The 13,799-nt window shown below is 55.1% G+C and carries 12 protein-coding genes; 8 read left to right on the forward strand and 4 right to left on the reverse strand.

Going from position 1 to position 13,799, the window contains the following annotated elements:
- Positions 1 to 27: 27 nt before the first annotated feature.
- Positions 28 to 2,172 carry an ATP-dependent DNA helicase DinG gene (dinG, locus tag ACO7SM_RS14750; RefSeq protein WP_490468161.1) on the reverse strand — a complete coding sequence of 715 codons (2,145 nt, stop codon included), beginning with the start codon at positions 2,170 to 2,172 and terminating at the stop codon, positions 28 to 30.
- A 105-nt stretch (positions 2,173 to 2,277) separates the two neighbouring features.
- Positions 2,278 to 3,666 (reverse strand): ATP-dependent RNA helicase RhlE, encoded by a 1,389-nt coding sequence (gene rhlE, locus ACO7SM_RS14755; protein ID WP_490468162.1) that lies wholly within the window; start codon positions 3,664 to 3,666, stop codon positions 2,278 to 2,280.
- Positions 3,667 to 3,895: 229 nt separating this feature from the next.
- Between rhlE and cecR the strand changes: the two genes are divergently transcribed.
- The 5 genes from cecR to ACO7SM_RS14780 are packed head-to-tail and all read left to right on the forward strand — an operon-like array spanning position 3,896 to position 9,528.
- Positions 3,896 to 4,564, forward strand: a complete 669-nt coding sequence (cecR, locus tag ACO7SM_RS14760) for a transcriptional regulator CecR (protein WP_490468163.1) — start codon at positions 3,896 to 3,898, stop codon at positions 4,562 to 4,564.
- Positions 4,561 to 5,556, forward strand: coding sequence for a secretion protein HlyD (gene hlyD / locus ACO7SM_RS14765; RefSeq protein ID WP_490468164.1), 996 nt, complete (start codon positions 4,561 to 4,563; stop codon positions 5,554 to 5,556). Before cecR ends, hlyD begins: the two co-directional genes overlap by 4 nt.
- Complete coding sequence (locus tag ACO7SM_RS14770) at positions 5,549 to 7,285, forward strand: ATP-binding cassette domain-containing protein (RefSeq protein ID WP_490468165.1); 1,737 nt, start codon at positions 5,549 to 5,551, stop codon at positions 7,283 to 7,285. Before hlyD ends, ACO7SM_RS14770 begins: the two co-directional genes overlap by 8 nt.
- Positions 7,278 to 8,411 carry an ABC transporter permease gene (locus ACO7SM_RS14775; protein ID WP_490468166.1) on the forward strand — a complete coding sequence of 378 codons (1,134 nt, stop codon included), beginning with the start codon at positions 7,278 to 7,280 and terminating at the stop codon, positions 8,409 to 8,411. Before ACO7SM_RS14770 ends, ACO7SM_RS14775 begins: the two co-directional genes overlap by 8 nt.
- 10 nt (positions 8,412 to 8,421) lie before the next feature.
- Positions 8,422 to 9,528, forward strand: coding sequence for an ABC transporter permease (locus tag ACO7SM_RS14780; RefSeq protein ID WP_192611653.1), 1,107 nt, complete (start codon positions 8,422 to 8,424; stop codon positions 9,526 to 9,528).
- Here ACO7SM_RS14780 and ACO7SM_RS14785 read toward each other — a convergent pair.
- On the reverse strand, positions 9,490 to 9,900 hold the full coding sequence (locus tag ACO7SM_RS14785; RefSeq protein WP_490468167.1) for a YbhQ family protein: 411 nt from the start codon (positions 9,898 to 9,900) through the stop codon (positions 9,490 to 9,492). The two genes, ACO7SM_RS14780 and ACO7SM_RS14785, sit on opposite strands and share 39 nt — an antisense overlap.
- Positions 9,901 to 10,033: 133 nt before the next feature.
- Between ACO7SM_RS14785 and ACO7SM_RS14790 the strand changes: the two genes are divergently transcribed.
- The 3 genes from ACO7SM_RS14790 to ACO7SM_RS14800 are packed head-to-tail and all read left to right on the forward strand — an operon-like array spanning position 10,034 to position 12,995.
- Positions 10,034 to 10,795 (forward strand): endonuclease/exonuclease/phosphatase family protein, encoded by a 762-nt coding sequence (locus ACO7SM_RS14790; protein WP_490468168.1) that lies wholly within the window; start codon positions 10,034 to 10,036, stop codon positions 10,793 to 10,795.
- Positions 10,792 to 12,033 (forward strand): cardiolipin synthase ClsB, encoded by a 1,242-nt coding sequence (gene clsB, locus ACO7SM_RS14795; RefSeq protein ID WP_490468169.1) that lies wholly within the window; start codon positions 10,792 to 10,794, stop codon positions 12,031 to 12,033. The genes ACO7SM_RS14790 and clsB overlap by 4 nt, the downstream gene beginning before the upstream one ends.
- Complete coding sequence (locus ACO7SM_RS14800) at positions 12,033 to 12,995, forward strand: lysylphosphatidylglycerol synthase domain-containing protein (RefSeq protein ID WP_490468170.1); 963 nt, start codon at positions 12,033 to 12,035, stop codon at positions 12,993 to 12,995. The genes clsB and ACO7SM_RS14800 overlap by 1 nt, the downstream gene beginning before the upstream one ends.
- Before the next feature lie 48 nt (positions 12,996 to 13,043).
- Here the strand turns inward: ACO7SM_RS14800 and ACO7SM_RS14805 are convergent, their stop codons facing one another.
- The gene (locus ACO7SM_RS14805) at positions 13,044 to 13,748 is read right to left on the reverse strand and encodes a Bax inhibitor-1/YccA family protein (protein WP_490468171.1); all 705 of its coding nucleotides are present in this window, start codon (positions 13,746 to 13,748) and stop codon (positions 13,044 to 13,046) included.
- Positions 13,749 to 13,799 lie beyond the last annotated feature (51 nt).

Below are 13,799 nucleotides of genomic sequence, written 5' to 3' on the forward strand. Positions count from 1 at the left end.
AAAACTCCTTGCGGGGTGCGCACACCATTAGCGCCGTTTGCGGCGAGTCGCTTTTGCTTTTGTTTTTACTATAACGTCTGGCACGACAGGTTGCTCTATCGGAAAAATGGGTAACGCATTCAGTAAACGCTTGCCGTAATTTTTGGTCAACAGACGCTTGTCGTAAATTACCACTTCTCCCCGGCAGCTATGGCTACGGATCAGTCGCCCCACCTGCTGGATCAAATTAAACGACGCGCTGGGCAAACTCTGCACTTCAAAGGGGTAACGGTTCAGACTTTTCAGCCATTCCCCTTCGGTGATGACCACCGGGCTGTCGATAGGCGGAAAGGCAATCTTGTGAATATGAACCTGGGTAAGCAAGTCGCCTTTCAGATCCAGCCCTTCCGCAAAAGATTGCAGACCCACCAGCACGCTGCGTTCGCCATTTTCTACCCGCTTGCGGTGCAACTCCACCAGCCGGTATCGCGGTTGATCGCCCTGAACTAACAACAGCAAACGTAAATCCGTCACATGCTCGAGAAACCGTTGCATCGCCCTGCCGCTGGCAAACAATACCAGCATGCCCTGGTGCTTTTTGCTCTCAAGTTCCTGACGAAAATAGGCCGCCATCTCCGCAATATGCTGCTCTTCGTTATCGATAAGCGGCTCATACTGCATTTGGGGGATGACGATTTTCCCCTGTTCAACATGGTTGAAGGGCGAGTCGAGGGCCACGAAACGATCGCCCGCTTTCTCCTTCAGCCCGCTCATCTCCTGCAAGCGAGAGAAACTGTTCAGCGAACGTAGCGTGGCGGATGTCACCACAATATGCGGCACGCTGCGCCAGAGCAGCCTTTCCAGCTGATCGCTGACGCGGATCCCGACACAGTGAAACCAGACGTGCATTTGCCCGTCGCGCACATCGCGGGTGGCCCATTTGGAAACCGGCGCGCCTGACGATTGCGCCAGCGATGCCAGACGCCACAGCTTACTTTGCGCTTCGAACATACCCAGCGCACGGTTCATCTGCAAAATCACCCGATGCAGGCGCACGATGTCGTGGGTGCCGGTTTTTTCGCTGAGATCGTTAAGAAACAGTTCCGCCAGCCCGCGCAGCATTTCGGTGAGTTTCGCCAGCCGCTGACAAATCTCCATCACCTCTGCGGGCAATTCGCCCATTGAGAAGCGGTGCTCCGCCTCCTGGGTGGCGGGCATATAAAGATTCAGAATCGCATTCAGCGAGGCAATCAGTTCGTACAGCTCTTCGCAGTGCGCATTCAGACGCTCAGGGATAGCCAGCGGCGGCGTGTTTTTTGGCCGAAACTGTTCCAGACAGGTCGCCACCAGCTTGCTAAACAGATCGAGTTGCAGGCGATACCAGGGCGCGGTGATTTCCGCGCTCATTTCCAGCGCATCGCGCGCAACATCGGGCAGATGATGCCCTTCATCCAGCACCAGCAGCAGATTTTTCGGATCCGGCAATACCGCTTCGCTCTCCATTGCCGCCATCACCAGCGCATGGTTTGCTACCACCACTTCGGCGTCCTGGATCTCACGGCGCGCCACAAAGAATGGACACTCGCGGTAATAGTGGCAGTTACGGTTGAGGCAGCTAGCTTTGTCGGTGCTCAGTCGCTGCCACAGTGAATCATCAATGGCGATATCGGTATGGTCACGTAAACCATCCCACTTATAGCTGTCCAGATCGCCCTTCAGTCGGGCACAGCGTTTTTGCTCTTCCTGATTGTTCGGTGTGAGTTCATCGTCAAGAAACGCCAGCAAATCCTGTTGGTCAGGTTCAGTGCTGGCCAACGCCGCCAGATTGCGCGGACACACATACCGCCCGCGCCCAAAGGCGGCGGTGAACTTAAGATCGGGAATAATTTTGCGCAGCAGGGGAAGATCTTTGCTGTAAATCTGATCCTGCAAGGCCACGTTAGCGGTACTCACCACCAGCGTTTTTTGTTCTTCGCGCGCGATGGCGATACCGGGGATCAGGTACGAGAGGGTTTTCCCGACGCCGGTCGGCGCTTCGATCGCCAGATGTCGCCCGTCTTCCCCGGCCAGCGTTTTAGCGACGTCAGCAATCATCTGCCGCTGCGGCGCACGGGGAATAAAGTCGGGGATCTGTTCCTGAAGCGCCTTATACCAGGCAGCAATTTGCGCTTTCAGCGCAGCGGTCAATGCCATGAGAAAACCTGAAATACTGTATAAACAGCCACTATTGTGGCACTTTCTTAGACGGGTCGCAAAAAGAAAAACCCGACCATTCGGTCGGGCTTCCCGTTTACTGCATTACTCTGCGGAAGACAGTCTGCGCGGACGGCGTGGCGGGCGCGGCTTATCACTCGCCGGTTTCGCATCACCCGTACGGCGTGAAGGCTTGGCCCCGGCTTTTGCCGCACCGCCTTCTGAACGACGCGGTGACTGCTGACCACGACCTGCACCGCCCTGACCTTGCCCCTGTGGGGAGCGGCCACGACCGCCGCCACCGCCGCCACTACGTTGCTGACGACCGTTTTGAATCGGCTCTGCTTTAATGGAAGGATCCGGCTCATAGCCTGGCAGCGCGATACGCGGGATCTCTTTATTCAGCAGTTTTTCGATGTCACGCAGCAGTTTGTGTTCATCAACACAGACCAGCGACAGCGCTTCACCGGTTGCCGCAGCACGCCCGGTACGACCGATACGGTGAACGTAATCTTCCGGCACGTTCGGTAATTCATAGTTCACCACGTGCGGCAGCTCTTCAATATCCAGACCACGCGCCGCGATATCCGTGGCGACCAGCACACGAATGTCGCCGGATTTAAAATCAGCCAGCGCACGCGTACGCGCCCCTTGCGATTTATTGCCGTGGATGGCTGCGCTACGAATGCCGTCTTTGTTCAACTGCTCCGCCAGATGGTTGGCGCCATGTTTGGTGCGGGTGAAGACCAGCACCTGCTGCCAGTTGCCCTGACCAATCATCTGCGACAGCAGTTCGCGTTTGCGTTTCTTATCAACAAAATGGACGTGCTGTGTCACCTGCTCGGACGCCGTGTTACGACGCGCGACTTCGATTTCCAGCGGGTTATGCAGCAATTTTTCAGCCAGCGCTTTGATGTCGTCGGAGAAGGTCGCGGAGAACAACAGGTTCTGACGCTTCGGCGGCAATTTAGCCAGCACGCGGCGAATGTCGTGGATAAAGCCCATGTCCAACATGCGGTCAGCTTCATCCAGCACCAGAATTTCAATTTGGTCCAATTTGACGGCGTTTTGATGCTCCAGATCGAGCAAACGGCCTGGGGTCGCCACCAGCACGTCGACGCCGCCACGCAGTTTCAACATCTGCGGGTTGATACTTACCCCGCCGAAAACCACCAGCGAGCGAATGTTCAGGTATTTGCTGTAATCCCGCACGTTTTCGCCGATTTGCGCGGCCAGTTCACGAGTTGGGGTCAGAATCAACGCACGTACCGGGCGACGCCCTTTCGCATGCGGTTCATTGGAAATAAGGTGCTGCAGCAGCGGCAGCGTAAAGCCCGCTGTCTTACCCGTACCCGTTTGTGCGCTGGCCATCAGATCGCGGCCTTGCAGTACCGCAGGGATCGCCTGCTGCTGGATAGGGGTGGGTTCACGGTAGCCCTGCTCTGCAACGGCGCGCAAAATATCAGGATTTAAACCCAGGGAATCAAAAGACATAACTACTCCGAACCGCCCCGACCGTTCCCGGTGTAGTTTTCAGGGAGATACTCGCAAAAGAGATGACAAAAACCACAGTGTCATGAAGGGGCGGAGTGTAGCAGTTTTTGTGACGTACCGCATAAATTATCCCGGAACGTACCTGAAACAAAATAAAGCGCCGGGCTGGACAAGCGTAAAAATCAGTCATAATGTTAATCAATCGATTGATTAATACTTAGGTCATGCTATGAACATGACGACCAAAGGCGAGCAGGCAAAGAGCCAACTGATTGCCGCTGCCCTTGCGCAGTTCGGTGAATATGGCCTGCATGCCACCACCCGCGATATCGCCGCGCAGGCCGGGCAGAATATCGCCGCCATCACCTACTATTTTGGTTCAAAGGACGATCTCTACCTCGCCTGCGCCCAGTGGATTGCCGACTTTATTGGCGGGCAGTTTCGACCTCACGCCGAGGAGGCGGAACATCTCTTCGCCCAGCCGCAGCCCGATCGCGGTGCGATGCGCGAGCTGATTCTGCGCGCCTGCAAAAACATGATTATGCTGCTGACCCAGGAAGACACGGTGAACCTCAGCAAATTCATCTCACGCGAGCAGCTCTCGCCAACGGCGGCCTATCAACTGATACACCATCAGGTTATCGCCCCACTGCATACCCATCTCACAAGGCTGATTGCGGCCTATACCGGCAGCGATGCCGACGATACCCAAACCATTTTGCATACCCATGCTCTGTTAGGAGAAGTGCTGGCGTTCCGTCTGGGGAAGGAAACGATCCTCAAGCGCACAGGCTGGTCGCAATTTGATGAGGAAAAAACCGCGCTGATTTACCAGACGATCACCTGTCATATCGATCTCATTCTGCAAGGTTTAACGCAAAGGAGTCTGGACTCATGAAGAAACCCGTCGCTATCGGACTGGCCGTGGCGGTGCTTGTCGCCGTGATTGCTGGTGGAACGTGGTGGTACCAAAGTCGGCAGGATAACGGGCTGACGTTGTACGGTAATGTAGACATTCGTACCGTCAATTTAAGCTTTCGCGTTGGCGGTCGACTCGCTTCACTGGCGGTTGACGAAGGCGATACCATCACCTCCGGGCAGGTGCTGGGCACGCTCGATAAAGCACCGTATGAAAACGCATTAATGCAGGCTAAAGCGGGCGTCTCAGTCGCACAGGCACAGTATGACCTGATGCTGGCAGGCTATCGCGATGAAGAGATAGCCCAGGCGGCGGCCGCCGTCAAACAGGCGCAGGCCGCATTTGACTACGCGCAGAACTTTTACCAACGTCAGCAGGGGTTGTGGAAAAGTCGCACCATTTCCGCCAACGATCTGGAAAATGCCCGCTCATCCCGTGACCAGGCGCAGGCAACGCTGAAATCGGCGCAGGACAAACTGAGCCAGTACCGCACCGGTAATCGCCAACAGGATATCGCCCAGGCGAAAGCCAGCCTTGAACAGGCACAGGCGCAACTGGCGCAATCTGAACTCGATTTGCAGGATGCCACACTGGTCGCCCCCTCTGACGGGACGCTGTTAACTCGCGCCGTGGAGCCGGGCAGTATGCTGAATGCCGGCAGCACGGTTCTCACTCTCTCGCTGACGCGTCCGGTCTGGGTGCGCGCTTACGTCGATGAGCGTAACCTGAGCCAGGTACCGCCGGGTCGAGAAATCTTGCTCTATACCGATGGTCGTCCCGATAAGCCTTATCACGGCAAAATCGGCTTTGTTTCTCCGACCGCAGAATTCACCCCGAAAACCGTTGAGACCCCGGATCTGCGCACCGATCTGGTTTATCGCCTGCGCATTGTGGTGACGGACGCCGATGATGCGCTACGCCAGGGAATGCCGGTGACACTGAAGTTCGGTAACGAGGCGCGGCATGAATGACGCCGTCATTACGCTAAACGGACTGGTTAAACGCTTCGCGGGAATGGAAAAGTGCGCCGTGGCGCCGCTCGACTGCACGATTCACGCAGGCTATGTCACCGGGCTGGTGGGGCCGGACGGCGCCGGAAAAACCACGCTTATGCGGATGCTCGCAGGGTTACTGAAGCCCGACGGCGGCCAGGCTTCGGTGATTGGGTTTGATCCGATTCGCGACGACAGCGCACTGCATGCCGTGCTCGGTTATATGCCGCAAAAATTTGGCCTGTATGAAGATTTGACGGTTATGGAGAACCTGAATCTCTATGCCGATCTGCGCAGCGTCACTGGCGAGACGCGGAAAAAAACCTTTGCACGTCTGCTGGAATTCACCTCGCTCGGCCCGTTTACCGGGAGGCTGGCCGGTAAACTCTCCGGGGGAATGAAACAGAAGCTGGGGCTGGCCTGTACGCTGGTCGGCGCGCCAAAAGTTCTGCTGCTCGATGAGCCCGGCGTCGGCGTAGACCCGATTTCACGGCGCGAGCTGTGGCAAATGGTGCATGAGCTGGCGGGCGACGGAATGCTGATCCTGTGGAGCACTTCGTATCTGGATGAAGCCGAACAGTGTCGCGACGTGCTGCTGATGAACGAAGGTGAACTTCTCTATCAGGGCGAACCGACGGCGCTGACACAAACCATGGCGGGCCGCAGTTTCTTAATCAGCAGTCCGCAGATAAACAACCGTAAGCTGTTGCAGCAGGCGTTAAAACTGCCACAGGTCAGCGATGGCATGATTCAGGGAAAATCCGTTCGTCTTATCCTGAAAAAAGAGGCCACGGCAGACGATATTCGCAACGGTGAAGGGATGCCGGAAATCGCGATTGATGAAACTGCACCGCGCTTTGAAGATGCGTTTATTGATCTGCTCGGCGGGGCGGGCACGTCAGAATCCCCGCTTGGCGCCATCCTGCATACGGTGGAGGGAACGCCCGGCGAGACGGTGATTGAAGCAAAGCAACTGACCAAGAAGTTTGGGGATTTTGCCGCAACCGACCAGGTGAATTTTGCCGTCAAGCGTGGGGAAATTTTTGGCCTGCTCGGCCCCAACGGCGCGGGGAAATCCACCACTTTTAAAATGATGTGCGGTCTGCTGGTGCCGACCTCCGGTAAAGCGCTGGTACTGGATATGGATCTGAAGGTCAGTTCGGGCAAGGCGCGTCAGCATTTGGGCTACATGGCGCAAAAATTCTCCCTCTACGGCAACCTGACGGTGGAGCAAAACCTGCGTTTCTTCTCCGGCGTCTACGGTCTGCGGGGACGCGCGCAAAACGAAAAAATTGCGCGGATGAGCGAAGCCTTTGGTCTGAAAAGTATTGCGTCACATGCCACTGACGAACTGCCTCTGGGATTTAAACAGCGCCTGGCGCTGGCCTGCTCGCTGATGCACGAACCGGATATTCTCTTTCTTGATGAGCCGACCTCAGGCGTAGACCCCCTCACCCGCCGCGAATTTTGGCTGCATATCAATAGCATGGTCGAAAAAGGTGTGACGGTCATGGTCACCACCCACTTTATGGATGAAGCGGAATACTGCGACCGTATTGGTCTTGTGTATCGCGGGAAACTGATCGCCAGCGGCACCCCGGATGACCTGAAAGCGCAGACCGCCGACAACGACACGCCAGACCCGACGATGGAGCACGCCTTTATCACCCTGATCCACGACTGGGACAAGGAGCATACGCATGAGTAACACCGTACTCTCCTGGCGCCGGGTACGCGCCCTGTGCATCAAAGAAACGCGCCAGATCGTTCGCGATCCCAGCAGTTGGCTGATTGCGGTGGTGATCCCGTTGCTGCTGCTGTTTATTTTTGGCTACGGCATCAATCTCGACTCCAGCAAACTGCGGGTGGGGATCCTGCTTGAGCAGCAAAGTGAAGAGGCGCTCGACTTTACGCACGCCATGACGGGCTCACCCTACATCGACGCGACCATCAGCGATAACCGTCATGAGCTTATCGAAAAGATGCAGGCCGGGCGTATTCGCGGTCTGGTGGTTATCCCGGTTGATTTCGCCCAGCAAATGGCGCGAGCCAATGATACCGCCCCGATTCAGGTGATCACGGACGGCAGCGAGCCGAACACGGCAAACTTTGTGCAAGGTTATGTCGAGGGGATCTGGCAACTCTGGCAAATGCAGCGGGCGGAGGATCGCGGAGAAGAGTTTAAGCCGTTGATTGACGTGCAGACCCGCTATTGGTTTAACCCGGCTGCCATCAGCCAGCATTTTATTATCCCGGGGGCGGTCACCATCATTATGACGGTAATCGGCGCCATCCTCACCTCACTGGTGATCGCACGCGAATGGGAACGCGGCACCATGGAAGCGCTACTCTCCACCGAAGTCACCCGCGTGGAATTGCTGTTGTGTAAGCTTATCCCTTATTACTTCCTCGGGATGCTGGCGATGTTGCTGTGTATGCTGGTTTCGGTGTTTATTCTCGGCGTGCCGTATCGCGGTTCGTTGCTGATCCTGTTTTTTATCACCAGCCTGTTTTTACTCAGCACCCTGGGGATGGGACTGCTTATTTCGACCATTACCCGTAACCAGTTTAACGCCGCCCAGGTGGCGTTAAATGCCGCCTTTTTGCCCTCGATTATGCTGTCGGGGTTTATCTTCCAGATAGACAGCATGCCTGCGGTTATCCGCGCGGTGACGTACATTATTCCGGCACGCTATTTCGTCAGTACCCTGCAAAGCCTGTTTCTGGCCGGTAATATCCCGGTGGTGCTGATGACCAACGTCCTGTTTTTAATCGCGTCGGCAGTCATGTTTATTGGTCTGACGTGGCTCAAAACCAAACGTCGGCTGGATTAGGGAGAAGAGCATGTTTCATCGCTTATGGACGTTAATCCGCAAAGAGCTGCAATCGCTGCTGCGCGAGCCGCAGACCCGCGCGATCCTGATTGTGCCGGTGCTGATTCAGGTGATTCTGTTTCCCTTTGCCGCCACGCTGGAAGTCACCAACGCCACCATCGCCATTTATAACGAAGATAACGGCAAACATTCGGTCGAGCTGACCCAACGTTTTGCCCGCGCCAAAGCGTTTACGCATATTCTGCTGCTCAATAGCCCGCAAGAGATCCAACCGACTATCGATACCCAGAAAGCGCTGTTACTGGTGCGCTTCCCGGCCGATTTTTCGCGTAATCTGGATACCTTCCAGCAGGCACCAATGCAGTTGATTCTTGACGGGCGCAACTCCAACAGCGCGCAAATCGCTGCCAACTATTTGCAGCAAATCGTCAAAGATTACCAGCAGGAGCTGATGGACGGTAAGCCCAAACCCAACAACAGCGAGCTGGTCGTCAGAAATTGGTACAACCCGAATCTGGACTATAAATGGTTCGTGGTGCCGTCGCTGATCGCCATGATCACCACTATTGGCGTGATGATCGTGACCTCACTTTCCGTTGCCCGCGAACGCGAGCAAGGAACGCTGGATCAACTGTTAGTATCCCCGCTGACCACCTGGCAAATTTTCATCGGCAAAGCCGTCCCTGCGCTGATTGTTGCTACCGGGCAGGCCACCATCGTGCTGGGGATCGGCATCTGGGCGTACCAAATTCCCTTTGCCGGTTCACTGGCCCTGTTCTACTTCACGATGGTGATTTACGGTTTGTCGCTGGTCGGTTTCGGGTTGTTGATCTCGTCGCTGTGCGCTACCCAGCAACAGGCGTTTATCGGCGTGTTTGTCTTTATGATGCCGGCGATTTTGCTCTCGGGGTACGTTTCCCCGGTCGAGAATATGCCGGTCTGGTTGCAGAATTTAACGTGGATAAACCCTATCCGCCACTTTACGGATATCACCAAGCAGATTTACCTGAAGGATGCGAGTCTGAAGATTGTCTGGGGAAGTTTGTGGCCGCTACTGGTGATAGCAGCCACAACGGGATCAGCGGCGTATGCGATGTTTAGACGCAAAGTGATGTAACTTTTTCTCTTTCGCCAGTAACGAAAACACCGCGGGTCCGGCAAGGATCGCCAGCCCCGCAAAAGCCAACAGTACGTTGTTTTGCAAAACACGAGACAGCAACCACAGCGCAATCATTGCCGCGCCGAAATACCAGGTTGTGGTGAGTTCTTCCAGTACATCCGCAACGTCGCGCCAGCGCTGTTCATGGTGGCGTTGCAGCGCCAGCATCAGCAAAACCGTCACGCCGTAAACCACGCAAAGCCCGAGCCCCACGTGTACCAGTATACCGCTCATCCAGCCCATCACCAGCAACGCCACTACCAGTAAATGCAACACAATCTGCCAGCAACTTAGACCCGTTGCGACACGAACACGTTGTTGCCACCTCATGGCTAATCTCCTGAAGGATTTTTGTCTAATTACTCAGAGTACCGGACTTTACGGAAAATTCCGTAAGACCGCATCTTTTTGTGACGGCGACTACACTATTTTTATTCAGGAAAGTGATGCAAACAGGAGAATTATGCCCGGACAAACGCAGCGATTTTCATTCAACGTGCTCACCCTCAATACCCATAAAGGTTTCACGGCGTTTAACCAGCGCTTTATTTTACCTGAGCTACGAGAGGCGGTGCGAACCGTCAGTGCGGATATTGTCTGTTTGCAGGAGGTGATGGGCGCCCATCACATACACCCCCAGCGCATTGCAAACTGGCCGGAGACTCCCCATTACGAATTTCTCGCCGATACCCTGTGGCGTGATTTTGCTTACGGGCGTAATGCCGTTTACCCGGAAGGGCACCACGGCAATGCCGTACTTTCTCGCTATCCCATTGAATATGATGAAAACCGTGACATCTCCGTTGGCAACAGCGAAAAACGCGGCGTGCTTTATTGCCGCATTATTCCGCCACAGTTGAACAGCCCGATCCACGTTATGTGCGTACATCTGGGTTTGCGTGAAGCCCACCGCCAGGCGCAGCTCACCCTGCTGGCCGACTGGGTGAACAGCCTCCCCCCTGGCGAACCGGTGATTGTCGCGGGGGATTTTAATGACTGGCGACAACAGGCTAACCGTCCGTTAAAGACCCGTGCGGGTCTGGAGGAGATCTTCACCCGCGCCCACGGTCGCCCGGCGCGGACGTTTCCGGTGCGCCTGCCATTACTGCGCCTTGATCGCATTTATGTCAAAAATGCCAACGCCAGCGCCCCCACAGCGCTACCGCTGGCTCACTGGCGACACTTATCTGACCATGCGCCTCTGAGTGCGGAGATTCATCTATGAAATGCGGCTGGCGTGAAGGCAATCAGATTCAGTTACTGGAGAATGGCGATCGGTATTACCCTGCCGTGTTTGAGGCCATCGCCCAGGCGGAGCAGAAAATCATTCTGGAAACCTTTATCTGGTTTGACGATGAGGTAGGAAGACAACTGCACGCGGCCCTGCTCAAGGCCGCCCAACGTGGCGTACACGCTGAAGTGTTACTGGACGGATACGGTTCCCCGGATCTTAGCGACGCTTTTGTTGAGGAGCTGACGGCGGCAGGGATTATTTTTCGCTATTACGATCCTCGCCCGCGCCTGTTGGGGATGCGCACCAATCTGTTTCGCCGGATGCACCGAAAGATTGTCGTGATAGACGCCCGGATCGCCTTTGTAGGCGGGATTAACTACTCCGCCGAACAGATGTCCAACTATGGCCCTGAAGCCAAACAGGATTACGCCGTTCGGGTTGAAGGGCCGATTGTGGAGGATATTCTGCAATTTGAGCTGGAGAATCTGCCGGGACAGAGCGCGGCACGCCGCTGGTGGCGGCACCATCATCGCGCGCAGGAAAATCGCCAGCCCGGCGAAGCGCAGGCGCTGTTTGTCTGGCGCGATAATGACGAACACCGCGACGATATCGAACGCCATTACCTGAAAATGCTCACCCAGGCAAAACGCGAAGTGATGATTGCGAACGCCTATTTCTTCCCCGGTTATCGCCTGCTGCATGCAATGCGCAACGCGGCCCGGCGCGGCGTGCGCGTTAAGCTTATCGTGCAGGGTGAGCCCGATATGCCGATTGTCAAAGTCGGCGCGCGGCTGCTTTACAACTATCTGGTAAAGGGCGGCGTACAGATTTTTGAATATCACCGTCGCCCTCTGCATGGCAAAGTGGCATTGATGGATGACCACTGGGCAACCGTAGGTTCCAGTAACCTTGATCCACTCAGTCTGTCGCTCAATCTGGAAGCGAACATCATCATTCATGATCGGACATTTAACCAGACGTTACGCGACAATCTCAGCACGATCATTGCCGATGATTGCAAACAGGTTGATGAATCGATGTTGCCTAAACGCACCTGGTGGAACCTCACCAAAAGCGTACTGGCGTTCCACTTTTTACGTCACTTCCCTGCGCTGGTCGGTTGGCTTCCGGCCCATACTCCGCATCTGACGCGGGTTGAACCACAAGCCCAGCCAGCGATGGAAACTACAGGCCGGGTAGAAGCGCAAGATACAGGGGGCAAACCCTGATGGCTAAATCCCATACGCGCTGGCGGCGGGCTAAAAAGATCCTCACCGGGCTGTTTTTTATTGCCGTCATCGTGCTGCTGGTGGTCTACGCCAGCAAAGTCGACTGGAACGAGGTCTGGACGGTTGTCCACGACTATAACCGGATGGCCATGGCAGGCGCTGTCGGGCTGGTGATTGTCAGCTACCTACTCTATGGCTGTTATGATTTGCTCGCGCGCCTCTACTGTGGGCACCGACTGGCAAAACGGCAGGTGATGCTGGTTTCTTTCATCTGTTACGCCTTTAATCTGACGCTCAGTACCTGGGTTGGCGGTATCGGGATGCGTTACCGACTTTATTCCCGTCTCGGCTTACCGGGCAGCACGATCACGCGAATTTTCTCCCTCAGCATTGCCACCAACTGGTTGGGATACATCGCGCTGGGGGGCGTGATTTTTACCTTCGGCGTAGTGCAACTGCCTGAGCATTGGTATATCGATGAAAATACGCTGCGTATTCTGGGCGTGGCGTTGCTTTTGATCATTACGCTATACCTGTGGTGCTGCGCCTTTGCAAAGCATCGCCATCTCACCATCAAAGGGCAAAAACTGGTGCTGCCCTCCTGGAAATTCGCCCTCGCGCAGATGGTCATTTCCAGCATTAACTGGATGGTGATGGGGGCGACCATCTGGCTGTTATTGGGGCAGTCCGTAAACTTTTTCTTTGTCCTTGGCGTGTTACTGGTGAGCAGTATCGCAGGCGTCATTGTGCATATTCCGGCAGGGATTGGGGTACTGGAAGCCGTTTTTATCGCCCTTCTCGCAGGAGAACATACCTCTCAGGGTGCGATTATTGCCGCCCTGCTCGCCTGGCGGGTGCTCTATTATTTTATTCCACTGCTGCTGGCGCTGATCTGTTATCTGGTGCTGGAGAGTCGGGCGAAGAAATTGCGGGCAAAAAACGAGAAGGCGATGGCGAAGTGATTTGTGCCGGACAGCGTTCAGTACGAACGCCGTCAGGCACTACAGCAATTAACGGCGATTACCGAAAATACGCAGCAGCATCAGGAACAGGTTGATGAAGTCCAGATACAAGGTTAATGCGCCCAGTATGGAGTACTTGCGCAGGTTAGCGCTGTCACGGACGTCAATCTGCTCGCCAATGTTTTTCAGCTTTTGCGTGTCGTAGGCGGTCAGTCCGACAAACACAATCACCCCGATATAGGTCACCGCCCACATTAGCGCTTCACTTTTCAGCCAGAAGTTGACCAACGACGCCAGAATGATACCAATCAGCGCCATAAACAGCATGTTGCCGAAACCGCTGAGATCGCGTTTGGTGGTGTAACCGTACAGGCTCATCGCGCCGAACATGCCGCCCGAAACCACAAAGGTGCTGGCAATGGAAGAGTAGGTATAGACGATAAAAATACTCGACAGCGTTAATCCGGTCAGCGCGGAGTAAAGCATAAACAGCGTGGTCGCCATCCCGGCGCTGAGTTTATGCACCATCGCAGACAGCACAACCACCAACCCAAGCTGAGCGATAATCAAACCAAAGAAGGTAATTTTGCTGGAAAAGATAAACATCATCAGCTCAGGCGTATTGGCCGCATACCACGCGATAAACGCCGTCAGCAGTAAACCGCAGGTCATCCAGCCATAGACTTGCGCCATGTAGGTTTGCAGGCCGGATCGCGCCTGAACGATAGAATCGGGTCTTGAAAATCGGTCCATGATAATCTCCTGATTGAAAGTGATACCTGTCACTAAGCGTATCACATTATC

The sequence above is a fragment of the Citrobacter sp. LJND-P06 genome, from assembly GCF_058188415.1.

Excerpts from the sequence above, each read along its gene's own strand:
- cecR (WP_490468163.1), top strand. The coding sequence starts at position 3,896 with ATGAACATGACGACCAAAGGCGAGCAGGCAAAGAGCCAACTGATTGCC.
- ACO7SM_RS14790 (WP_490468168.1), top strand. The coding sequence starts at position 10,034 with ATGCCCGGACAAACGCAGCGATTTTCATTCAACGTGCTCACCCTCAAT.
- ACO7SM_RS14775 (WP_490468166.1), top strand. The coding sequence starts at position 7,278 with ATGAGTAACACCGTACTCTCCTGGCGCCGGGTACGCGCCCTGTGCATC.
- ACO7SM_RS14780 (WP_192611653.1), top strand. The coding sequence starts at position 8,422 with ATGTTTCATCGCTTATGGACGTTAATCCGCAAAGAGCTGCAATCGCTG.
- ACO7SM_RS14805 (WP_490468171.1), bottom strand. The coding sequence starts at position 13,748 with ATGGACCGATTTTCAAGACCCGATTCTATCGTTCAGGCGCGATCCGGC.
- rhlE (WP_490468162.1), bottom strand. The coding sequence starts at position 3,666 with ATGTCTTTTGATTCCCTGGGTTTAAATCCTGATATTTTGCGCGCCGTT.
- clsB (WP_490468169.1), top strand. The coding sequence starts at position 10,792 with ATGAAATGCGGCTGGCGTGAAGGCAATCAGATTCAGTTACTGGAGAAT.
- ACO7SM_RS14785 (WP_490468167.1), bottom strand. The coding sequence starts at position 9,900 with ATGAGGTGGCAACAACGTGTTCGTGTCGCAACGGGTCTAAGTTGCTGG.
- hlyD (WP_490468164.1), top strand. The coding sequence starts at position 4,561 with ATGAAGAAACCCGTCGCTATCGGACTGGCCGTGGCGGTGCTTGTCGCC.
- ACO7SM_RS14800 (WP_490468170.1), top strand. The coding sequence starts at position 12,033 with ATGGCTAAATCCCATACGCGCTGGCGGCGGGCTAAAAAGATCCTCACC.
- ACO7SM_RS14770 (WP_490468165.1), top strand. The coding sequence starts at position 5,549 with ATGAATGACGCCGTCATTACGCTAAACGGACTGGTTAAACGCTTCGCG.
- dinG (WP_490468161.1), bottom strand. The coding sequence starts at position 2,172 with ATGGCATTGACCGCTGCGCTGAAAGCGCAAATTGCTGCCTGGTATAAG.